The sequence below is a fragment of the Deinococcus sp. AB2017081 genome (assembly GCF_034440735.1).
In the GTDB taxonomy this organism is placed as follows: domain Bacteria; phylum Deinococcota; class Deinococci; order Deinococcales; family Deinococcaceae; genus Deinococcus; species Deinococcus rufus.
In genome coordinates, this window is sequence record NZ_CP140098.1 from 3,301,512 (window position 1) to 3,320,345 (window position 18,834).

An 18,834-nucleotide genomic window follows, 5' to 3' on the forward strand; every position below is an offset into this window, starting at 1 on the left:
TGTGGGCTCCATCGCCGTCTCTCGGACGGACTTACCGCCAGGGGCCAGGGGCCGGGCGGGGCGTCTCACGGGACGCGGGTGGAAGAAATGGGAGTGCAGCCCACGCACGGGGCTGCCTTACGTCAGGGTAACACCCCCATGCGCGGACGCACCGGGGGTGTTCAGGTGACTCGGACGTGGTCGCTGCCTCAGTGGCTGTGGCCGCCCGCCTGTCCGCGCTTGCCGCTGACCTCCTCACGCACCTCCGCGACGAGCACCGTGCACGCCTCGGCGCAGGGAATGCCGCCGGGCACGCCGTCGAAGAAGGTGAGCGCGAGCTTCTCGCCGGCCCACAGGCGGGTGCGCAGGCACGACTTGCAGACCTCGCCGGCCACGTGCTCCACCTGCTCGGGCGTGGCCTTCTGCACCTTGGCGTAGATGCCAGTCTGACGGCGGGCGGTGGTGGGCCACGGGGTGGCGCGCAGGGCGTGGCACGTGTGGGCGTACGTCTCCTCCACGACCGCCGGGTAGACGTAGTGCAGGGCGCGGCGCAGGTCGGCCTCGCTCAGCACGGCCCGCCACCCGCGCGGAAGGTTCCGCAGCGTGTGTACCGGGCGGTGGTCGCCGCCATCATCGCGGCGGACGGTGTCGCGTACCCCCTCGGGCGTGACCAGGGTGCGCAGGTCGCCGCCGGGGCGGCCCTCGTCGAGCATGTGGCGGATCTCGTACACGCCGCTGTCGGGGGTGATCAGCAGTTCACCCAGCCGAAGCCCCCGGCGCGCGCGCTCCAGCACCGCCAGCCACGCGTGTTCGTGCCCGCGCTCGAGGTCGCCGTCCTGCGCGAGCGATCCGCTGGCTTCCTCGGCCAGGTGGAGGATCACGTCGGCCACAGCCGGGTGGGTGCCCACGGGCCTGGCGTAGTACACGGTCTGTGGGCCGCCCGCGTGGTCTCCGAACACCGTCACGTCGCCGGTCAGACCCATGTCCTCGGGGATGGTCTCCAGCGTGTGCCAGCCCTCGCTGGCGAAGAAGGGCACCACGACCACGCGCGGCGCGGTGATCACGTCAGGCCACGTGCCGACCTTCGGATCCTCATCGAGGAACAGGGCCTCGACCTGCGCGAAGTGCCCGGCCTGCCGGATGAGCTCGGCGTTGTGGTACACGACCTTGTTGGAGTTCTCGTTGCGGGTCGTGCCGTGCCCGAGCACGATCAGGGCGTCGTGCGCGCCGAAGTCCGGCAGGGCCTCGCGGGCGCGGGCGAGGATCACGTCCGTCATGCTGGGGTGCACGCCGTAGGGCAGGGTGTAGCGCACGGTGCGCCCGCCGATCACGCGCGCCACGCCGCCGGGCGGCACCGGCCCCTGGTGGCCCAGCCCCAGTTCGCGCGGGATCACGACCTCGGTGAAGTAGCCCTCGGAGATGAACATGGGAATGACGGTCACGTCGGTGCTGGCCGTGGTGCGCAGCACCTGCCGCAGCGAGGGTTCCTCCTTCCAGTAGCCCTCGATGACCTCGTCGTACAGGCCACGCTCGCGGATCAGGTCGGCATAGCGGTACACGGCGGTGGCCGATTCGCCGTTCAGGTGGGAACCGTGCCCGATCAGGATCAGGGAACGCATATGCCGCGCACTGTAGCTCCCACCGGTCGGGGGAACTGTCCCGACGCTTGCAGGATGCGGGGCCCGCGTGAACCGCGCCGGCCTCCAGCTAAGCGAGCGTGAAGTGCCGGTTCACGAGTCCCGGAGGTGTCCCCGCTTATCGTGGACGGTGCCGCGCCATGTGACCGGGGGACTCGCTCCCGGCTGGCGCCTGCCCGCACAGGAGGTTTCACATGTTCTTCCAGCAGAACGACCGGCACGAGAAGATGGCCCGCCTTGACCCCCGCGACACCAACCAGGACGGCGTGGTCAGCCCGCAGGAAGCCGCCGCGTACATTCAGGAGTACATGGCGAACGCCACCCCCGAAGAGCGTCAGCAGATCCTGCGCGACTACATCGGCGGCATGAGCCCGGATCAGCGCCAGCAGATGGGCGACGCGATCGTACAGAGCCCGGCGAACCCCGTGCAGCGTGTCAATCCTCAGGATCCGGATGATCTCGCCAACGCCTACGCCCAGACCGCGCAGGCTCCCGCCCAGGACGGCAGGAGCCCGCTGGAGGCCGCCTTCGCGTCCGGCGGGATGCTGAGTAACCCCATGGTCAAGGCCGGACTGGTCGGTCTGGCCGCCATGATCGGCAGCAGCGTCCTCAAGCGCGGTCGCTGAGCGTCGCGGATGGGCCACTCCGGGTACCGGGGTGGCCCCACTTCATGTGGCCTTCTGGCTGCGTGTAGCCTTCAGAAGGTGAAGCTGCGGCTGGGACGTCCTGCCCCCATGAGCCGCTAGAATTGCGCCCAATGCCTCTGTCCTACCTCACGCGCATCGCGCAGACGCCCGCCCCGACGTTCCACGAGGAACGCCGCGCGGATCTCATGGCGTCCCTGTGGGAGGAACTGGGCTACACCACCGAGCGCGACAGCGTGGGCAATGTGCTGACCCGGATCACCCCGCCCGGCACCGAGGGGCGGCCCGCGCTGCTGCTGGCCGCGCACCTGGACACCGTCTTCGATGCCGGCACCGACGTAACGGTGCGTGAGGACGCCGGTCGGCTGGTCGGCCCGGGCGTGGGCGACAACAGTGCCAGCCTGGCGGTCGTCACGGCGCTGCTGCGTGACCTGCGCGGCACGGCCCCGGCCCTGACCCGCCCGCTGTGGGTGGCCGCCAACGTCGGCGAGGAAGGCCTGGGTGACCTGCGCGGCAGCAAACAGCTGATCGAACAGCACCGGGCCCACCTGGGGGCCTTCGTGGCGGTGGACGGGTACCTGGGTGTGGCCGTCACGCGCGGAGTGGGAGTGCGCCGCTACCGCGCGACCTTCACCGGGCCGGGCGGACACTCGTGGGGCGACCAGGGGCCGAGCGCCCTGCACGCCATGGGCCGCGCGATCAGTGCGCTCTACGCCCTGCACCTACCGCTGTCGCCGCGCACCACCCTGAACGTGGGAGTGGCGGGCGGCGGCACCAGCGTGAACTCGATCGCCGGCACCGCCCAGCTGCTGCTGGACCTGCGCTCACTGGACGCCGACGTGCTGGCCGACCTGGACAGCCGGGCCGTCGCGGCGCTGCACGCGGCGGGCCGGGACACGGGCGTGACGGTGCGCATCGAGCGCGTCGGCGACCGCCCCGGCGGGCACCTGAACAGCGAACCGCTGCTGCCGCTCATCCGCGAGGCCGCCCGCGACATCCGGGTCGAGGTGCGCACCGCGTCGAGCAGCACCGACGCCAACGCGGCCGCGCCGCACGGCCTGAGCGCCGTGGCGGTGGGGGTGTACCGGGGCGGCAACGCCCACCGCACCGACGAGTGGGTGCAGGTGGCCAGCCTGGGCTCGGGCCTGAAATTCCTGCGGCGCATGGTGGATCTGTACCAGCGCCGCCCCGTGCGCTGAGGCCCACGGAATCCCCCGCTGGGGGCGGGTTTTTCGTGACCTGAATAGCAATCCCGACCCACACAGTTCCCACCAAGCCGGCGCACAATACGGAGTACGTATGACACTCCAGCCGACGTCGGTGGCTCCTGCCCGTTCTTCCCTGAACGCCCGCACCGGGCTCCTCCGGCGCGGTCTGCGGCTCGTGGGCGTCAGCGGACTGCTGGCGCTGGCCGCCGTTCCGGCCGTGCACGCCCAGGGGGCAGGTGACCGCGCGTCGTCGCCGGCGCAGGCGCTGTTCACACGCGTCAACACCCTGATCCAGCAGCAGTACGGCGGCCTGTCCACGGTCGACCGCGCAGCGCTGGCCCGCGAGTACCAGGCGCGGCTGGACGCCGTGTGCGCCGCCGACGGCCCGGACTGTCCCGAGAGCCGGGCCTACCCGGTGGTCACCGCCCAGCTGACGGCCCTGGGCGACGAGCACAGCTTCTTCATGACGCCGGACGACCTGAAGGACTTCGTGGCGCGTGCGACCGGCGGCACTAGGCGGCAGTTCGGCGTCCGGCTGGCCACACTGGACGGTGAGAACCGCGTGGTGACCGAGGTCGTGCCCGGCAGCGCCGCCGACACGGCAGGCCTGAAGCGCGGTGACCTGCTGCTGACGCTGGACGGCAAGCCGTATACCTACGCCGCGCTGCGGGCGGCCCGCGACTCCGGGGCCGGGATCACCCTGGGCCTGACGCGTCTGGGCCAGCCGCTCACGCTGACCCTGGCCTCGACCGAGAGCAGCACCCAGGAACTGCCGCAGGTGCAGTACGTGCCCGCGCCCACGCCCACCAGCCCGCAGGCCGAGGTGGCAGTCCTGCGGATTCCGACGTTCCTGACCGGGGGGGGCGTCGCGCAGCGCGTCCATGATCTGGTCGGCGAGGCGCAGGCGCGCGGCGCGGCCGGCATGATCGTGGATCTGCGCGGCGATCCGGGCGGCAGCCTGAGCGAGTGCGACAGCTCGGTCAGCGCCTTCGTGCCCACGGTGATCCGCCTGGCCCGCTCGGCGGGCGGCAACAGCCGCACCGTGGTCAGCCGCGGAACCCGCCTGGACGACGGCATGCCCAGCGGCGGGGTGCGCCGCCCGCGTCTGTGGACGGGGCCGCTGGCCGTGCTGGTCGACCGGGGCAGCGCGTCGTGCAGTGAATTCTTCGCCTTCGAGGTGCAGTACGCCGGGCGCGGCCCGATCATCGGGGAGAACACGGCCGGGGTGGGCAACACCGCCACCCGCGTGTTCGAGGCCGGTCAGGGCGGTCTGCAGCTGACCATCCTGAACTACGCCAAACCCGACGGAACGCCGTACCCGCAGAATGTCACGCCGAACCAGACGTTCACCCAGGGCGAGGCGCAGCTGCGCAATCTCACCCTGGGGCGGGACGAGCTGCTCGACGCCGGCCTTCAGGCCCTGCGCACCGCGCCCGTCCTGAGCAGCGATCCCTACAGCCAGCAGCCCTGATCCGGAGTGGGCCGGGGACACGGGCACCCGGGCGCGTTCCGGCGGTCCGTCCTGTTCACGGAGCCGCACCGGGGTGTGGGTGCTGCAGGCCGCGCAGCGCCCAGCGCAGACCCAGGGCCGTGACCGCTCCGATCGCCGCCAGCGTGAGCCACGGCAGCGCCGGCAGGCCCACGCTGGCCCCCAGATCGACCAGGGAGCCGCCCAGCACGCTGCCCAGCGCGCCACCCACGCCCAGGCTGATGGCGCTGAAGCCGAAATAACTGCCCACCAGCGCGGGCGGCGCGAACTGCGCGGTCAGGGTCTGCTGGCTGGGAAAGACCAGCATGGTGCCCAGCGAGTACAGCGCCACGCACGCCAGCAGGGCGGGAAAGCTCTGGGCCAGGGCCATGAGGCCCAGGCTGGTGGCGACCAGGGCGACAGCCCCCACCAGCGCAGCCCGCAGCGGGATGTGACGCTGCGTGAGGCGAATCAGGGGGTACTGCAGCAGCACGGCCAGCCCCGCCGACAGGCCGTACAGCGGCCCGGTGGCGTGCGGCCCGGCCAGCGCAATGGCCTTGAGGGTCACCGCCACGTTGATCTGCGTACTCAGGATGAAATAGCCGATCAGAACCAGCGTGAAGCGCCGGAACGGCACGTTGCGGGCCGCGACCGCCAGCCCGGCCAGGCTGCGGCCGGGGGTTCGCTCAGGACGCGCGTGCGGCAGGGTCACGCCCATGACGACGGCGGCGAGCAGGTACACGCCGGCCGCCGACAGGGCTGCCGTCCGGAAGCCCAGGCCCAGCAGCGCCGCGCCGATCAGCGGGCCGCCCACCATGCCCAGATTGCCGGCGATGCTGGTCAGGCTGAACATCTGCGGCCGCTGCTCGGGTCGGGTCACCGCCGTGATGGCCGCATTCTTCGGCGCATCGAACAGCCCCCCGCCCACTCCGGCCAGCAGGGCTGCGGCCAGCAGCACGCCGGGCGTGGTGGCGTACCCCATCCACGCGAAGCCCGCGCAGCGCAGCACGCAACCCGCCAGGATCAGCGGTTTTGGCCCCACCCGGTCAGCCCACGCGCCGCCGAACACGGTCAGCCCCTGCTGCGTGAGCTGGCGCAGGCCGAGCACCACGCCGACCGTCGCGGCGGGCCAGCCCAGCCCGCCCTGCGCCGTGCTGCCGCTGAAATGCACCGTCACCAGCGGGATCACGGCAAAAAATCCGCCCCACATCAGGAAGTTCGCGGCGATCAGGCCCAGCTGTGCGGCGTCCGGGCGCAGGGGCAGGGCGGAGGCGGGCACAGTCACGCCGCCGAGCGTAGCGCGGCCCGCCTGTAGGCAGGGACTCTGCGCTCCGCTCGGCTGGACACCGTTATCCGCCCACGTGCACCATGGGGCGGCGCGCGGCGTCACGCTCGGCCACCCGCAGGATCTCGTGGGTCAGCGGCGGCACGTCGCCCTCGCCGGCCAGCAGGAAGCGCAGGGCGTTCTGGGCCGGCCCCTTCTCGCTCCACTCGAAGTACACGTGCGGGGGCACGCCGGTCACGTCGCGGACATGCAGCAGCACGGCCGCCAGGGTATTCGCCACGGCGCTGCCGGTGGCCCGCAGGATGGCGTGCGATCCCACGCGCACGCCGGTCACGCTGACCGTGGAGGTAAAGTCGCTGGCATCCACGATGGCGACCTCCAGGAACAGGGCGGCCTCGCCGGGGGTCAGGTGGTTGTCCAGACGGACGTCCAGGGCCTTCTGGCGGTACTCGACGTCGTCGCCCTCGTTCAGCCGGTTGGCGATGAAGCGCACCGGGAGGCCACGGGCCACCACGTCCTCCAGCATGCGCCGCGCCGTGTCGTCCAGGATGACGCGCTGTACCCGCAGCTCGGTCGAACGTGAGATCCGCGAGGCCACGCTGATCACCAGGATGCCCAGGATGAAGGTCAGGGCGATCCACAGACCCTCCGGGCGTTCAGTCACCGTGACGGCACTGGTGTAGATGAAGATGGCGCTGACCACCGCGAAGGCCGCCGCCGGGCCACGGTGGCCGCGCCGGAGCTCGGTCAGGAACACGGCGATGGCCGCCGAGGTCATCAGGGCCAGCACGCCGGTCGCGTAGGCCCCCGCCTGCGCGTCCACGCTCGCCTGGAACAGGATCGTGACCAGCGCACTGATCAGCGTGAAGAGGATCACCAGGGGCCGGGTGGCGCGGGCCCAGTCCGGGGCCATGCCGTAGCGCGGCAGGTATCTGGGCACGATGTTCAGCAGGCCGGCCATGGCCGACGCCCCCGCGAACCACAGGATCAGGATGGTCGCCACGTCGTAGAGCGTGCCGAAGGTCTCGCCGAAACGGCTGTGCGCCAGGAAGGCCAGCGCCCGCCCGTTCGCCGCGCCCGCCGGGGTGGTCACCGTGACGGGCACGGTACGGTCGGCCGTGTTGCCCAGCACACTGACCGTGATCGGCACCAGGCCGCCCACGGTGTCGGCCTGGACGGTATACGTCCCGGTGCGCTCGGCCGGCACGGTCAGCGAGTAGACCTCACGCGGGCGGGTGGTGCTGTCCAGCGGCACGTCGATCATGGCCCGGCCCGCCCGCAGATCGGCGCCGTTCAGGGTGCGGGTCACGCTGGTCACGCCCCAGAACTCGTGGCGGGGGATCAGCAGCGTGGTGACCAGCGCCGAGCCGATCAGCATGACGCTCATGATCAGCGCGGCGGTGGTGAGCAGTGTGCGGGTATTGCGGATGCGGCCAGCGGGTTGCTGTGGCGTGTCGCCGGGATCGCCCTTCACGAGCGGCATGACGACCACGCCCGTCTCGAAGCCTGACAGCCCCAGCGCCAGCGCCGGGAACACCAGGAGGGCCGCACCGAAGGTCGCCAGCGGCGAGGCGTATGCACTGCCCAGCGCCGACCACCAGTTGCTCAGCAGGGCGGGGTTGGCGGCGACCTCCAGCACGCCGTGGCCGACCACCACGAGACTGAGCGTGAGGTACAGCACCACGATGCCCACCGCGATGCCCACCGCCTCCTTGAAGCCCTTGAGAAACACCGCCGCCAGCAGCGCGATCAGGCCCAGGGTGATCGGTACCTCGTGTCCTTCCAGCGCCGTGCGCAGCAGGGGATTCTCGACCAGATGCGCCGTGGCGTCGGCGGCCGAGAGCGTGATCGTGATGACGAAGCCCGTGGCGACGAATCCGATCAGGGCCAGCACCAGCACCTTGCTGGGCCAGTAGTTCAGCAGGCGCTCGAGCATGGACAGGCTGCCGTCGCCGTGGGGGCTTTCCTGGGCCACGCGGCGGTACATGGGCAGCGCCCCGAAGAGCGTGACGAGCACCAGAACCAGCGTGGCCACCGGCGACAGCGCCCCCGCCGCCAGCGCCGCGATCCCCGGCTGGTAGCCCAGCGTGGAGAAGTAGTCCACGCCGGTCAGGCACATCACCTTCCACCACGGCTGGGTGTGGTGTTGCTGCTCGGCCACGCGCTCCGGCTCATAGAAGCCCTCGGGTTCGGGCTGGTTCGATTCCAGAAACCAGGACATGAAACGGCTGCGGGCCGGTTGCGCTGAGGGCATTGCGGCAGTGTAGAGCGGGATTGCGGGGAGATCTCCGGGCCGTGTGCTGAGCGGGAGCGGCCGCTGGTTCTGGACAGCAGAAACCCGTTCAGTGCAGCGACCAGAGTGGATGCGACGCCAGCATGCACAGCGCTTCCAAGGCCCATCCGCAGTCAGGGGGCACCGAACCGGCCCCTGGCGACGACATCACAGGTAACAGCACACTCCAGGTCAGGTTCTGCCGAGGTGGCCGCTCCTAGCCCTCCCTGGCAATACTGGCGCACTTCTGCTCTGTGGCGTCAGTTCTGATCACAGCGTCGGGGACGTTTCAAATGAAGAGAGCATAAATACTCTTCAGGTCACTTCTGGATACGCTGGGGGTGCAACTCACAATTCAGCGGGTCTCGGCGGACATCAGTCGCGTGTGGACAGCGTCCGGAACAGGCTCTCCCGGTCGCCCCGTCTCACCGCCCCACGTCCTGCCGAGGTGAACGTATGTCCAGGTTTCCGATCGTGGCCGTCCTCACGCTCCTGCTCGCCGCCTGCAGCGCGTCCGATGCGCCGGGCACCCAGGCGACGTCCGGGGACTCGCTCAGTGCACAGGCCGTCGGTGCCGACACCAGTGTGCTGCGGAGCGCGGTCAATGCCCCGGGTATCCAGCAGCACCTCGCGGCGTTCCAGGGCATCGCGTCGGCCAACGGTGGCACGCGGGCGGCCAGCACGCCGGGCTACGACGCCTCGGTGGCGTATGTCCAGCAGAAGCTGACGGCCGCCGGGTATCAGGTGAGCCTCCAGACCTTCACGTATCCCGTGTTCGTCGACCTCTCCACGCTGGCGCAGACGGCACCGATTGCCAGAACCTTCACGCCGGGGAGCGAATTCGTCTCCATTCAGTACAGCCCCGAGGGCAGCGCGACCGCTGCGGTGCAGGGCGTGGATCTGGTGCTGCCGCCCTCCCCCACCCCGACGTCGAGCAGCGGCTGCGAGGCGGCCGACTTCGCCGGCTTCGTGCCGGGCCAGATCGCCCTGATCCAGCGCGGCACCTGTACCTTCGAGATCAAGATTCTCAATGCCCAGGCAGCAGGCGCGTCGGCAGTCATCATCTTCAACGAGGGTCAGCCGGGACGCACCGACATCGACCTGACCCCGGTCGTGGGCGAGGTCAACGCGCTGACCATTCCGGCCGTGTTCACCAGTTTCGCCGCCGGCAGCACCCTGAACGGGGCGACCGTGACGGTGAACGTGGATACCGAGGAACAGACACGCACCTCGCAGAATGTCATCGCGCAGACCAGAACCGGGCGCAGCGACCGTGTGGTGGTCGTCGGTGCCCACCTCGACTCGGTCGACGGCGGCCCAGGGATCAACGACAACGGCAGCGGCAGCGCCGCGATCCTGGAGATCGCCCTTCAGATGGCCAACCTGGGCATCCAGCCGCGCAATCAGGTGCGCTTCGCGTTCTGGGGGGCCGAGGAGCTGGGCCTGATCGGTTCCGAGCGCTACGTGGCCAGCCTGAGCACGCGCCAGAAGAAGGACATCGCGCTGAACCTGAACTTCGACATGGTCGGCTCGCCCAACTACGCCCGCTTCGTGTACGACGGCGACGGCAACGCCACGCCCGAGGGGGCCGGGCCGAACGGGTCGGGCACGATCGAGAATGTCTTGACCAGCTATTTCGCGGCCCAGGGCCTGGCATCCCTGCCGACGGCCTTCAGCGGGCGCTCGGATTACGGCCCGTTCATCGAGGCGGGCATTCCGGCCGGCGGCCTGTTCACCGGGGCCGAGGGCATCAAGTCGGCGGCCGAGGCCCAGGTCTTCGGCGGCACGGCCGGCGTCGCCTACGACCCGTGCTACCACGAGGCCTGCGACACCCTGGCGAACGTGAACGCCCAGGCGCTGGACGAGATGGGCGACGCGGCAGCCCACGCGGTGCTGACCTTTGCCCAGACGACCTCAGCGGTCAACGGCACGGGTCAGGCCTCGGGCACGGCGGCGGCCAACATGAGCTTCCGGGGGAACAACGCGGTCCGCTGAGCACGGATGATCCGGACACGGAGGCCGGCCCCGGCGGTGCCGGTCGGGGCCAGCCTCCTGCGATCCGGCGCAGGCCCTAGCATGTCGGCATGTCGGCCCTGATTCCGCTGGCTCCCGGCGTCTCCTACCTTCCCGGCGCGGTGAACAGTGTCGTGCTGGAGGACGGCCACGGCGGGGCGCTGCTGGTCGATACCGGCCTGGACGACTCGCACGCCCGCAAGCTGCTGCGCGCGCTGGACAGCGCGGGCCTGACTCCCACCGGCATCCTGAACACGCACAGCCACGCGGATCATCACGGGGGCAACACCTTCATCCTGCGGCGCTTTCCGGAGATGAAGGTGTTCGCACCGCCACTGGAGGCCGCGATCATCACGCACCCGATCCTGGAGCCTATCGGGCTGTTCGGCGCCCGGCCCCCACACGAGTTGCAGACCAAATTCCTGCTGGCACCGCCCAGTCTGGCGCGGCTGGCACCCGAGCCGGGACTGTGCCGGCTCGGCGGGGTGACCGTGGAGCTCATCGAGGTGGCGGGCCACGCGAGCATGATGTACGCGGTGCGGGTGGGCGAGGTGCTGTACGCCGCGGACGCGCTGTTCGGCCCGGACGCGCTGGCGAAGCACCCCCTGGTGTTCTGTCAGGATTCCGGCCTGCAGAAGGCGGCGGCGGCACGGCTGGGCGGGCTGGAGGGCGTGCGCGTGACGCTGCCGGGGCACGGCGGGCCGACGGAGGAGCTGGCGGATCTGGTGGCGGCGAATCTGGCGACCCACGCCCGGACAACCCAGGCCGTCCTGGATGCCGTGCGGCAGCAGCCGGCCACGGTGGACGACCTGCTGCCACGGGTGTGCGACACCCTGGGCGTGACGATGACCAGTGCAGGCGCCGTCGTCCTGAACCGCGCCGTGGTCAGCGCCCACCTGACCGAGTTGCTGGAGGCGGGGGCCGTCCAGATGCAGGTGAGCGCGAACCGGCTCGTCTTCGGGAGCCAAGCGTAAAGAAACTCCCTCTGGGGTTCCCCGGTGGGGGCAGCGTACCCTCCAGCCATGACGAAGAAGAGCAAGGCTACCCCCACCCAGGCTCCGGCGAAGGCCACCCGCACCACCGGCACCAGTGACGGCAAGAAGGCCAGTGGCAAGGCGAGCGGCACCGCCCACGCCGACGCCGCGCACCTGAGTACCACCAACAACGCTCTGGTCGACCACAACTACCTGTCGGAATCCGAGTTCGGCACGGTGGCCGAGACCCTGCAGCGCAACCTCGCCACCAGCATCAGCCTGTACCTGAAATTCAAGAAGTACCACTGGGACATCCGGGGCCGCTTCTTCCGCGACCTGCACCTCGCCTACGACGAGTTCATCGAGGAGATCTTCCCCTCGATCGACGAACAGGCCGAGCGGCTGGTGGCCCTGGGCGGCAGCCCGATGGCCGCGCCCGTGGACATTGCCCGTTATTCGGTCGTGGAGGTGCCCACCGAGACCGTGCGCGACGCCCGCGTGCAGGTGGCCGATCTCGTACAGGATCTGACCCGCGTGGGCAAGGGCTACCGCGACGATTCCCAGACGGTGGACGACGCGAACGACCCCGCCACCGCCGATATGTACAACGGTTACGCCGCCACCGTCGACAAGATCCGCTGGATGCTCCAGGCGATGATGGACGACGACCGGATGAACTGAGAAATCGGCCTGCGAGCGGAGCGAGTACCGATAGTGGGAGCGGCCGGAATGGAGGGACGGGCAGCGCTGTCCTGCCCATCCCGGAATGGAGCGCTGCGACCCTGCCCGTCAGGGCCGATCGAAGCGAGAAGGCGCAGGGCCGCCGGGCCGTCCCGGTGCCCGCCCTGAACCGAGGCGTAAACCATGCCGAAATTCGACTACTCCCTGAACTACGCCGACCTTGACCTGCGGGCACATCCCGAGCTGTATCGGGTCGGCGTGGGCGAGCAGGGCGTGTTGCTGGTGCAGCCGTACAAGGGTGAACTCCTGCCGCACTGGCGCTTTGCGACGCCGGATGCAGCGCGGGAAAGCAGCGACACCATCTTTGCCATGTTCCTGGCGTACCTGAAGGATGGCGACTTCGTGGGCGCGGACATGGCCCGCAAGTTCCTCCAGATGGGCTTCACGCGCTCGCGGCGCTATGCCAACCACAGGGGCGGCAGGAAATACGATGGCCCGGTGCCCGACGACAGGAAGGGCCAGAGCGGCGCCCACGGCCGCGCCGAGTTGCCCCGCCAACCCGAAGACCCGGTCAAGGCCGAGTCCGCCCGCATCTTCAAGGCGAAGTGGGAGGAGGCCGAGGCGAACGCGGAGTATGCCCGGATGAAGAAGGAACACAAGAAGACGTACGGCTGATAGGCCGCCGACGTCAGATCGTCTGGATCAGGCGGGTCAGGAGTTGCACGTGCGCGGGCCAGCGATCCAGGCGGATGTGCTCGTGCTGGGCGTGGGCCCCGTCGCCGGGAGCACCCAGGCCGTCCAGGGTGGGGGTGATGGGCGCGGTGAAATTGCCGTCGCTGCCGCCCCCCACGCTCTCGTGGCCCACGTCGAAGCCCAGGGTGCCGGCGAGTTCGCGGGCACGGGCGTACAGCGCCAGCGTGTCGGCCCCCTGCTCGAAGGGCGGACGGTTCATACCGCCGCGCACGTCCACGGTCACGCGGGGGTCGGCGGGCCGCCACGCCTGTACGGCGGCGTCCACGCGCTGCCCCTCGGCCAGGGTGGAGACCCGGAGGTCGAATTCCACCGTGCAGGTCTCGGGGATCACATTCATGGCACTGCCCCCGTGGATGACCCCGGCGCTGACGGTGGTGCCGATATCCGGACGGGCCAGCGCCTGCACCGCCAGCACCGCCTCGGCGGCGGCCGTGATGGCGCTGGCTCCATCGGCGGGACGGTTCCCGGCGTGACTGGCGATGCCCCGCAGGGTCAGCCAGTACCCGCCGGTGCCCTTGCGCCCGGTCTTCAGGGCGTGTGAGTCCGCGACCGGGGGCTCCACGACCAGGCACGCACGGGCGGCACGGGCCGCGGCCTCGATGTGCGGACGGCTGCTGTCGCTGCCGATCTCCTCGTCCGGGGACAGCAGGAGGTGGATCCCGCCGTCGGGCCACTGCCCGCGCAGCGCCCGCAGGGCATGGACGGTGCCCACGATGCCGCCCTTCATGTCATAGGTGCCGGGGCCATACAGCCGGTCGCCATCCTGACGCCAGGGCATGCGCTCCAGCGTGCCGGTGGGCCACACGGTATCGGCGTGCATCAGGATCAGCAGGGGCCGGGCCACGCCGCTGCCGTCCACCCCCAGCGTCATGGAGCGCGTGCCGCCGGGCAGGGCGCGGGTCACCGCCCCCAGGTCACGCGCCCAGCCCTCGACCACATCCATCACGCGGTTCACGGCGACCGGATCGCTGGACGGGGATTCCAGACTGACCAGCGTGTGCAGGTCGGCCAGCATGGCGCTCAGGTCGGGCAGATCAGACGACATGCGCGACATGCTACTGCGCCGTCTGTCCGGCCCCCTGCGGAGCGGCGACATATGGCAACGGCCGGGGGCCGGAACGACGCACGTTCCGGCCCCCGGCCGTCCGGTCTCGGGGAGGTCAGGTCAGCTGGGCCAGCTGGACGGCGTCGGCACGCAGGACGGCGCGGCCACGCAGGTACAGGTCACCCAGCACCTTGGGCCCGAAGATCCGGCTCAGGCGGGTGCTGGTCATCTCGATGGTGCGTCCGTTGAACCGCAGGCGGACGACGTTGGTGGTACCGGGAACCCAGGTGCAGGACAGTTCGTGCATACGCGGACCTCCAGTGTCGGCGAAAAGATGTGGGGGGCAGGATGGATGGAGCACCGAACCGGCTCCCGGCACACGGTGGAGAGAGACGGACATGCCCTCCGCCGGAACGAAGGACATCCACCCCACGCGGGGCAACCAGTACAGGTACAGTCATGGTACTGGCCGTGGTCTGGTCGGGGGATGGGCCGACTGTCACCTGACCTTGAGACAGACATCATGAAGTCAGAACCGCGTCATGCTTGACTGCCCACGTGCCCACCCTCCACCCTGCGGCGTCCGCGCCTGATGGCGTCATGCCCACGCCGCACAGCCTGCTGGCCCTGGCCTTTCCCTCGGATCCCCGCCTCAGCCCGGATGGTCGCCGTGTGGCCTTCGTGCTGTCGCGGATCGAGGAGGAGGACGTGCGGGCCCCCGACGAGCAGTTCGCGCGCCCCCGCTACAAGTCGCACATCTGGGTGGCGGAACACGGCCAGATGGCGCGGCCCTTCACGGCGGGCGAGGGGCGTGACAGTGCGCCGCGCTGGTCACCGGACGGCACGCAGCTGGCCTTCGTGCGCGACAGCGGCGGTTTCCGGGGACAGCTGCACCTGCTGCCCGTGAGCGGCGGCGAGGCGCGTCGGCTGACCCACCTGCAGCACCCCGTGCAGGACGTGCAGTGGAGTCCGGACGGGCGGTACCTGAGCTTCCTGAGCAGCGGCGACGACCAGGATCGCCGGGACGAGCGCGGTGAGCCCCGCGTGATCACCACGCCGCGGTACCGGTTCAACGGCCAGGACTGGCTGCCCGAGCGGCCGGCGCGGCTGTGGCGGTACGACGTGCTGGAGGATCATCTGGACGAGTGGCACGTGCCGGCTGTGGCCGTGACCGCGTATGCGTGGCGTCCCGACAGTTCGGGGGTGCTCTTCGTGAGTGCCGTGACCGATCTGAACGCCGCCCACTGGGAGCAGGAGGTCTTCGGGCTGCCGCTGCAGGGAGCGCCGACGCAGCTCACGCGCTGGAACTCCGCGATCACGGCCGTGGTACCCCACCCCGACGGCGAGCGCTTCGCCGTGGTGGGACGGCCCGAGGGCCAGGGCAACACCGAGCACACCCACGTGTACGTCCTCGGCGCGGATGACCGCGTGATCCGTCTGGACGGTGGCCACGACCACCCGGTCGGCAACGCAGTGGGCGGCGACTGCCACGTGGGGGCCATGCCGGACCGTCCGGTGTGGCTCGACGACCGCACGCTGCTGTTCAGTTCGACGGTGCGCGGCAGCTGCGGCCTGTTCCTCGCGTCCCTGGCTCCGAACAGCGCCGAGGGAACCGTCACTGCGCACGACCATCGCCCGGACGGTGTGATCGCCGCGTTCACCGCGGTGCCCGGCGGGGGCGTGGCGCTGCTGCGCGAGCAGGCGCACGTGTTCCCGGAGGTCGAGCTGAACGGTGTCCCCGTGACCGACCTGAACGCCCGGCTGCCCTTCGCGGCCCGCCGCCCCCTGCCCGTGACCTTCTCCACCCCCCTGGGCGACGGCGAGGGCTGGGTGCTGCTGCCGGACGGCGACGGCCCGGTGCCCGCCGTGCTGACCATCCACGGGGGGCCACACACCGACTACGGCCACGCCTTCACGCACGAGTTCCAGCTGCTGGCCGCACAGGGCTACGGCGTGTGCTACAGCAATCCGCGTGGCTCGATCGGCTACGGACAGGCCTGGGTCGATGCCATCCACGGCCGCTGGGGCAGTGTGGACATGGACGACCTGCTGGCCTTCTTCGACACCTGCCTGGCGCAGCACGCCGCCCTTGACCCGGCGCGTACTGCGGTCATGGGCGGCAGTTACGGCGGGTTCATGACCAACTGGATCACGGCGCACACGCCACGATTCCAGGCCGCCATCACCGACCGGAGCATCTGCAACCTGATCAGCTTTGCCGGTACCTCGGACATCGGGCTGCGCTTCTGGGAGGACGAGCTGGGTCTGAGCGTCACGCGCCGCGCCGACACGGCGGCGCTGTGGGACATGAGCCCGCTGCAGTACGTCGAGAACGTCCGCACGCCCACCCTGATCGTTCACTCGGCCCTGGATCACCGCTGCCCGGTCGAGCAGGCCGAGCAGTGGTATGCGGCGCTCATCCAGCTCGGGGTTCCCACGCGCTTCGTGCGCTTCCCCGGCGAGGATCACGAGCTGTCCCGCTCGGGCCGGCCGGACCGGCGGGTGCGCCGCCTGCAGGAAACGCTCGAATGGCTGGGCCGCTGGCTGGGCCCCGTCCCCGACGCCAGCTGATCCCGGACGGCACCCGTGAGGATCGGGTAAGAGCTGGCCTGGTACGCTCGGCATCATGCAGTTCCGGGCCGGCACCGCACCCTCCTTGCCGTGCGGTCATCCTGTCGGCTGGACGTGGGATGGTCGCTGGACGCAGGGCCGGACGACGGTTATTGCCGCCCTGATGCTCACCTTCCTGGCGCTGGCCCTGTTCGCCGTGCTGGCGGTGGTGCAGACCCGCTTCCTGACCCACGATGCCACCCGCACCGTGCGCCAGAGCGACCTGTACCAGAAAGTCCGCTACTGGGTCGGCACCGAGAAATCCCTGGAACGCCGCTACCGCCTGCAACCCTCGGCCGCGACCGAGGCGCAGCACGCCAAGGCCGCCAGCAACGTCACGATGGTGCTGCGGGCCGCCCACGACAACAGCGCCCCCGCCGAGCAGACGCGCGTGACGGCCCTCATGGAGCTGCACGAGCAGTACATGACGGCCATCCGGTCCTCCCTGTTCCCGGCGGTCAGGACCCGTGACCAGCAGCACGTCAGCAACATTGACCGTGTGATGGTGCTGCCGGTCTTCGCCCAGCTCGAACAGCGGATCGATGCCGAGGCCCGTGCCCATCGCCAGCAGGCCAGCGCCCAGCTGGCCCACCTCAACCGCCTGCTGGACGCCCTGGCGGTGCTGGCCCCGGTGGTGTTCGTGGCCGGACTGGGCATCCTGGTCGTCCTGTGGCGCGTGCTGCTGCGCAAGCAGCGGGTGCTGGACGATGCGCACGAGACGGCCCTGAACCGGCTGCGGGCCGAGTCGATCACGGATCCCCTGACCCGGCTCGGCAACCACCGCGCGTTCCAGGAAGGACTCGGAGCCGCCCTGCGCCTGGGAGCCCTCGACGGCACCCCGCTGACCCTGGCGCGCCTGGATCTCGACGAATTCAAGGTCGTCAACGACCGGGGCGGACATCTGCACGGCGATCAGGTGCTGTCCAGTGTCGGCCACCTGCTGGGCATGGCCTTCCAGGGCCGGGCGTACCGCGTGGGGGGCGACGAGTTCGCCCTGCTGCTGCCCGTAACCTCTGAGCACGCGGCCCGCGTCATCGACGACCTGCGTGGGCAGCTGGCCGCCGCGAACCTGCCCACGATCAGTGCCGGACTGACCACGACCATCCCCGGCACGACCGCCATCGCCACGGACGACCTGCACCAGCAGGCCGACCAGGCGCTGCGCGAGGCCAAGCGCCGGGGCCGCAACCGGCAGGTGAGTTTCCAGCAGGTCGCGGGCCGCAGCAGTGTGCTGGGACTGGAACAGGTCGACGCGCTGCGCCACCTGATTCAGGGGGGCCACATGAACGTGGCCTTTCAGCCCATCTGGCAGCTGTGCGTGCCGGGTCACACCAGCATCCCCCTGGCCTTCGAGGCGCTCGCCCGCCCGGCGGCCGAGGCGGGCTTCCGCGACACCCAGGAACTGTTCGATGTCGCCGCCCGCGTGAACCGCAGCGCCGCCCTGGATCACCTGTGTATCCGCACTGCGCTGGCACGCGCCCATGGCCTGCCCGACGGCGCCCTGCTGTTCCTGAACGTCTCGCCCCAGACGCTGGATCAGGACATCTCACTGGCGACCCTGCTGCTGGACGAGGTCGGTGCGGTCGGTCTGGCGCCGCAGCGCGTGGTCATCGAGATCACCGAGCGCAGCACCGGCAACATGGCGGCCGTACTGCAACAGGTGGGCAGCCTGCGCGCCGCCGGCTTCCAGATCGCGCTGGACGACCTGGGGGCCGGGAACGCCGGCCTGGAGATGCTGCGCTGCCTGCCCGTGGACTTCGTGAAGATCGACCGCAGCGTGGTGGCCGCCGCTCCCGACGACGTGACGGCCAATGCCGTCCTGTCCGCCATCATGGCCTATGCCCGCACGACCGGCGTCAAGGTCATCGTGGAGGGCCTGGAGACCACGCGGGTCCTCCAGCACGCGTGGCATCTCGGCGCCCGCTTCGCGCAGGGATACCTGCTGGGCCGCCCCGCTCCCGGCTTCGAGGTCACCCCCCTGAGCGGCCTGGTGACCGGAACCGGCCACAGCACCCCGGAGGGCGGAGCGCCGCAGCACAGCCTGCATCCGTGAACGGATCCGGACGCCCGCGCCATCACGTACACCGCGTGAAGGCCGAGGTCGAACACCGTGGGCACGCTCCCACCCGCCTGTACCGCTCTCTGCAGGAGAACCGCACGGCCGTCCGCACCGAACAGGTGCCGGATCGACCGACCCTGATCATCCGCACCCGGTTCCAGCCGCCACAGCACGGGGTGGTTCCCGAGGTCCTGCCGGCACTGAGG

General features: G+C 70.5%; 13 protein-coding genes and 1 pseudogene. 9 read left to right on the forward strand and 5 right to left on the reverse strand.

From position 1 onward, the window contains the following. Positions 1-188: 188 nt before the first annotated feature. Positions 189-1,604: pseudogene (locus U2P90_RS16165) on the reverse strand (DR2241 family protein); the annotation flags it as partial. A 206-nt stretch (positions 1,605-1,810) separates the two neighbouring features. Here U2P90_RS16165 and U2P90_RS16170 point away from each other — a divergent pair. From U2P90_RS16170 to U2P90_RS16180, 3 genes are all read left to right on the forward strand, one after another. Beyond that, positions 1,811-2,242 (forward strand): hypothetical protein, encoded by a 432-nt coding sequence (locus U2P90_RS16170; protein WP_322472925.1) that lies wholly within the window; start codon positions 1,811-1,813, stop codon positions 2,240-2,242. Positions 2,243-2,373: 131 nt separating this feature from the next. After that, positions 2,374-3,459, forward strand: coding sequence for a M20/M25/M40 family metallo-hydrolase (locus U2P90_RS16175; RefSeq protein ID WP_295818599.1), 1,086 nt, complete (start codon positions 2,374-2,376; stop codon positions 3,457-3,459). A gap of 100 nt (positions 3,460-3,559) precedes the next feature. Beyond that, positions 3,560-4,939 carry a S41 family peptidase gene (locus U2P90_RS16180; RefSeq protein ID WP_322472926.1) on the forward strand — a complete coding sequence of 460 codons (1,380 nt, stop codon included), beginning with the start codon at positions 3,560-3,562 and terminating at the stop codon, positions 4,937-4,939. A 55-nt stretch (positions 4,940-4,994) separates the two neighbouring features. On the opposite strand, the gene U2P90_RS16185 is transcribed toward U2P90_RS16180, so the two are convergent. Both U2P90_RS16185 and U2P90_RS16190 read right to left on the reverse strand, forming a co-directional pair. Beyond that, positions 4,995-6,221 (reverse strand): MFS transporter, encoded by a 1,227-nt coding sequence (locus U2P90_RS16185; RefSeq protein WP_322472927.1) that lies wholly within the window; start codon positions 6,219-6,221, stop codon positions 4,995-4,997. 64 nt (positions 6,222-6,285) lie between these two features. Beyond that, positions 6,286-8,475: an APC family permease gene (locus tag U2P90_RS16190; protein ID WP_322472928.1), complete on the reverse strand. Its 2,190-nt coding sequence runs from the start codon at positions 8,473-8,475 to the stop codon at positions 6,286-6,288. 474 nt (positions 8,476-8,949) lie between these two features. Here U2P90_RS16190 and U2P90_RS16195 point away from each other — a divergent pair, with 474 nt between their 5' ends. The 4 genes from U2P90_RS16195 (at position 8,950) to U2P90_RS16210 (ending at position 12,836) form a co-directional block, all read left to right on the forward strand. Then, positions 8,950-10,488, forward strand: a complete 1,539-nt coding sequence (locus U2P90_RS16195; RefSeq protein WP_322472929.1) for a M20/M25/M40 family metallo-hydrolase — start codon at positions 8,950-8,952, stop codon at positions 10,486-10,488. Positions 10,489-10,577: 89 nt separating this feature from the next. After that, entirely contained in the window at positions 10,578-11,480 is a 903-nt protein-coding gene (locus U2P90_RS16200; protein WP_322472930.1) for an MBL fold metallo-hydrolase, read from the forward strand. Between the two features lie 48 nt (positions 11,481-11,528). Further along, positions 11,529-12,161: a Dps family protein gene (locus U2P90_RS16205; RefSeq protein WP_322472931.1), complete on the forward strand. Its 633-nt coding sequence runs from the start codon at positions 11,529-11,531 to the stop codon at positions 12,159-12,161. Between the two features lie 183 nt (positions 12,162-12,344). Beyond that, entirely contained in the window at positions 12,345-12,836 is a 492-nt protein-coding gene (locus U2P90_RS16210) for a DUF4385 domain-containing protein (protein ID WP_322472932.1), read from the forward strand. Positions 12,837-12,849: 13 nt separating this feature from the next. Here the strand turns inward: U2P90_RS16210 and U2P90_RS16215 are convergent, their stop codons facing one another. Then, complete coding sequence (locus U2P90_RS16215) at positions 12,850-13,968, reverse strand: M20 family metallopeptidase (protein ID WP_380102382.1); 1,119 nt, start codon at positions 13,966-13,968, stop codon at positions 12,850-12,852. Between the two features lie 106 nt (positions 13,969-14,074). After that, positions 14,075-14,266, reverse strand: coding sequence for a hypothetical protein (locus tag U2P90_RS16220; RefSeq protein ID WP_295818582.1), 192 nt, complete (start codon positions 14,264-14,266; stop codon positions 14,075-14,077). A 293-nt stretch (positions 14,267-14,559) separates the two neighbouring features. Here U2P90_RS16220 and U2P90_RS16225 point away from each other — a divergent pair, with 293 nt between their 5' ends. Together U2P90_RS16225 and U2P90_RS16230 are read left to right on the forward strand one after the other, a co-directional pair. Continuing rightward, a complete protein-coding gene (locus tag U2P90_RS16225; protein ID WP_322472934.1) occupies positions 14,560-16,530 on the forward strand; it encodes a S9 family peptidase in 1,971 nt (656 codons plus the stop codon). A gap of 55 nt (positions 16,531-16,585) precedes the next feature. Continuing rightward, the gene (locus tag U2P90_RS16230; RefSeq protein WP_322472935.1) at positions 16,586-18,622 is read left to right on the forward strand and encodes a bifunctional diguanylate cyclase/phosphodiesterase; all 2,037 of its coding nucleotides are present in this window, start codon (positions 16,586-16,588) and stop codon (positions 18,620-18,622) included. Positions 18,623-18,834 lie beyond the last annotated feature (212 nt).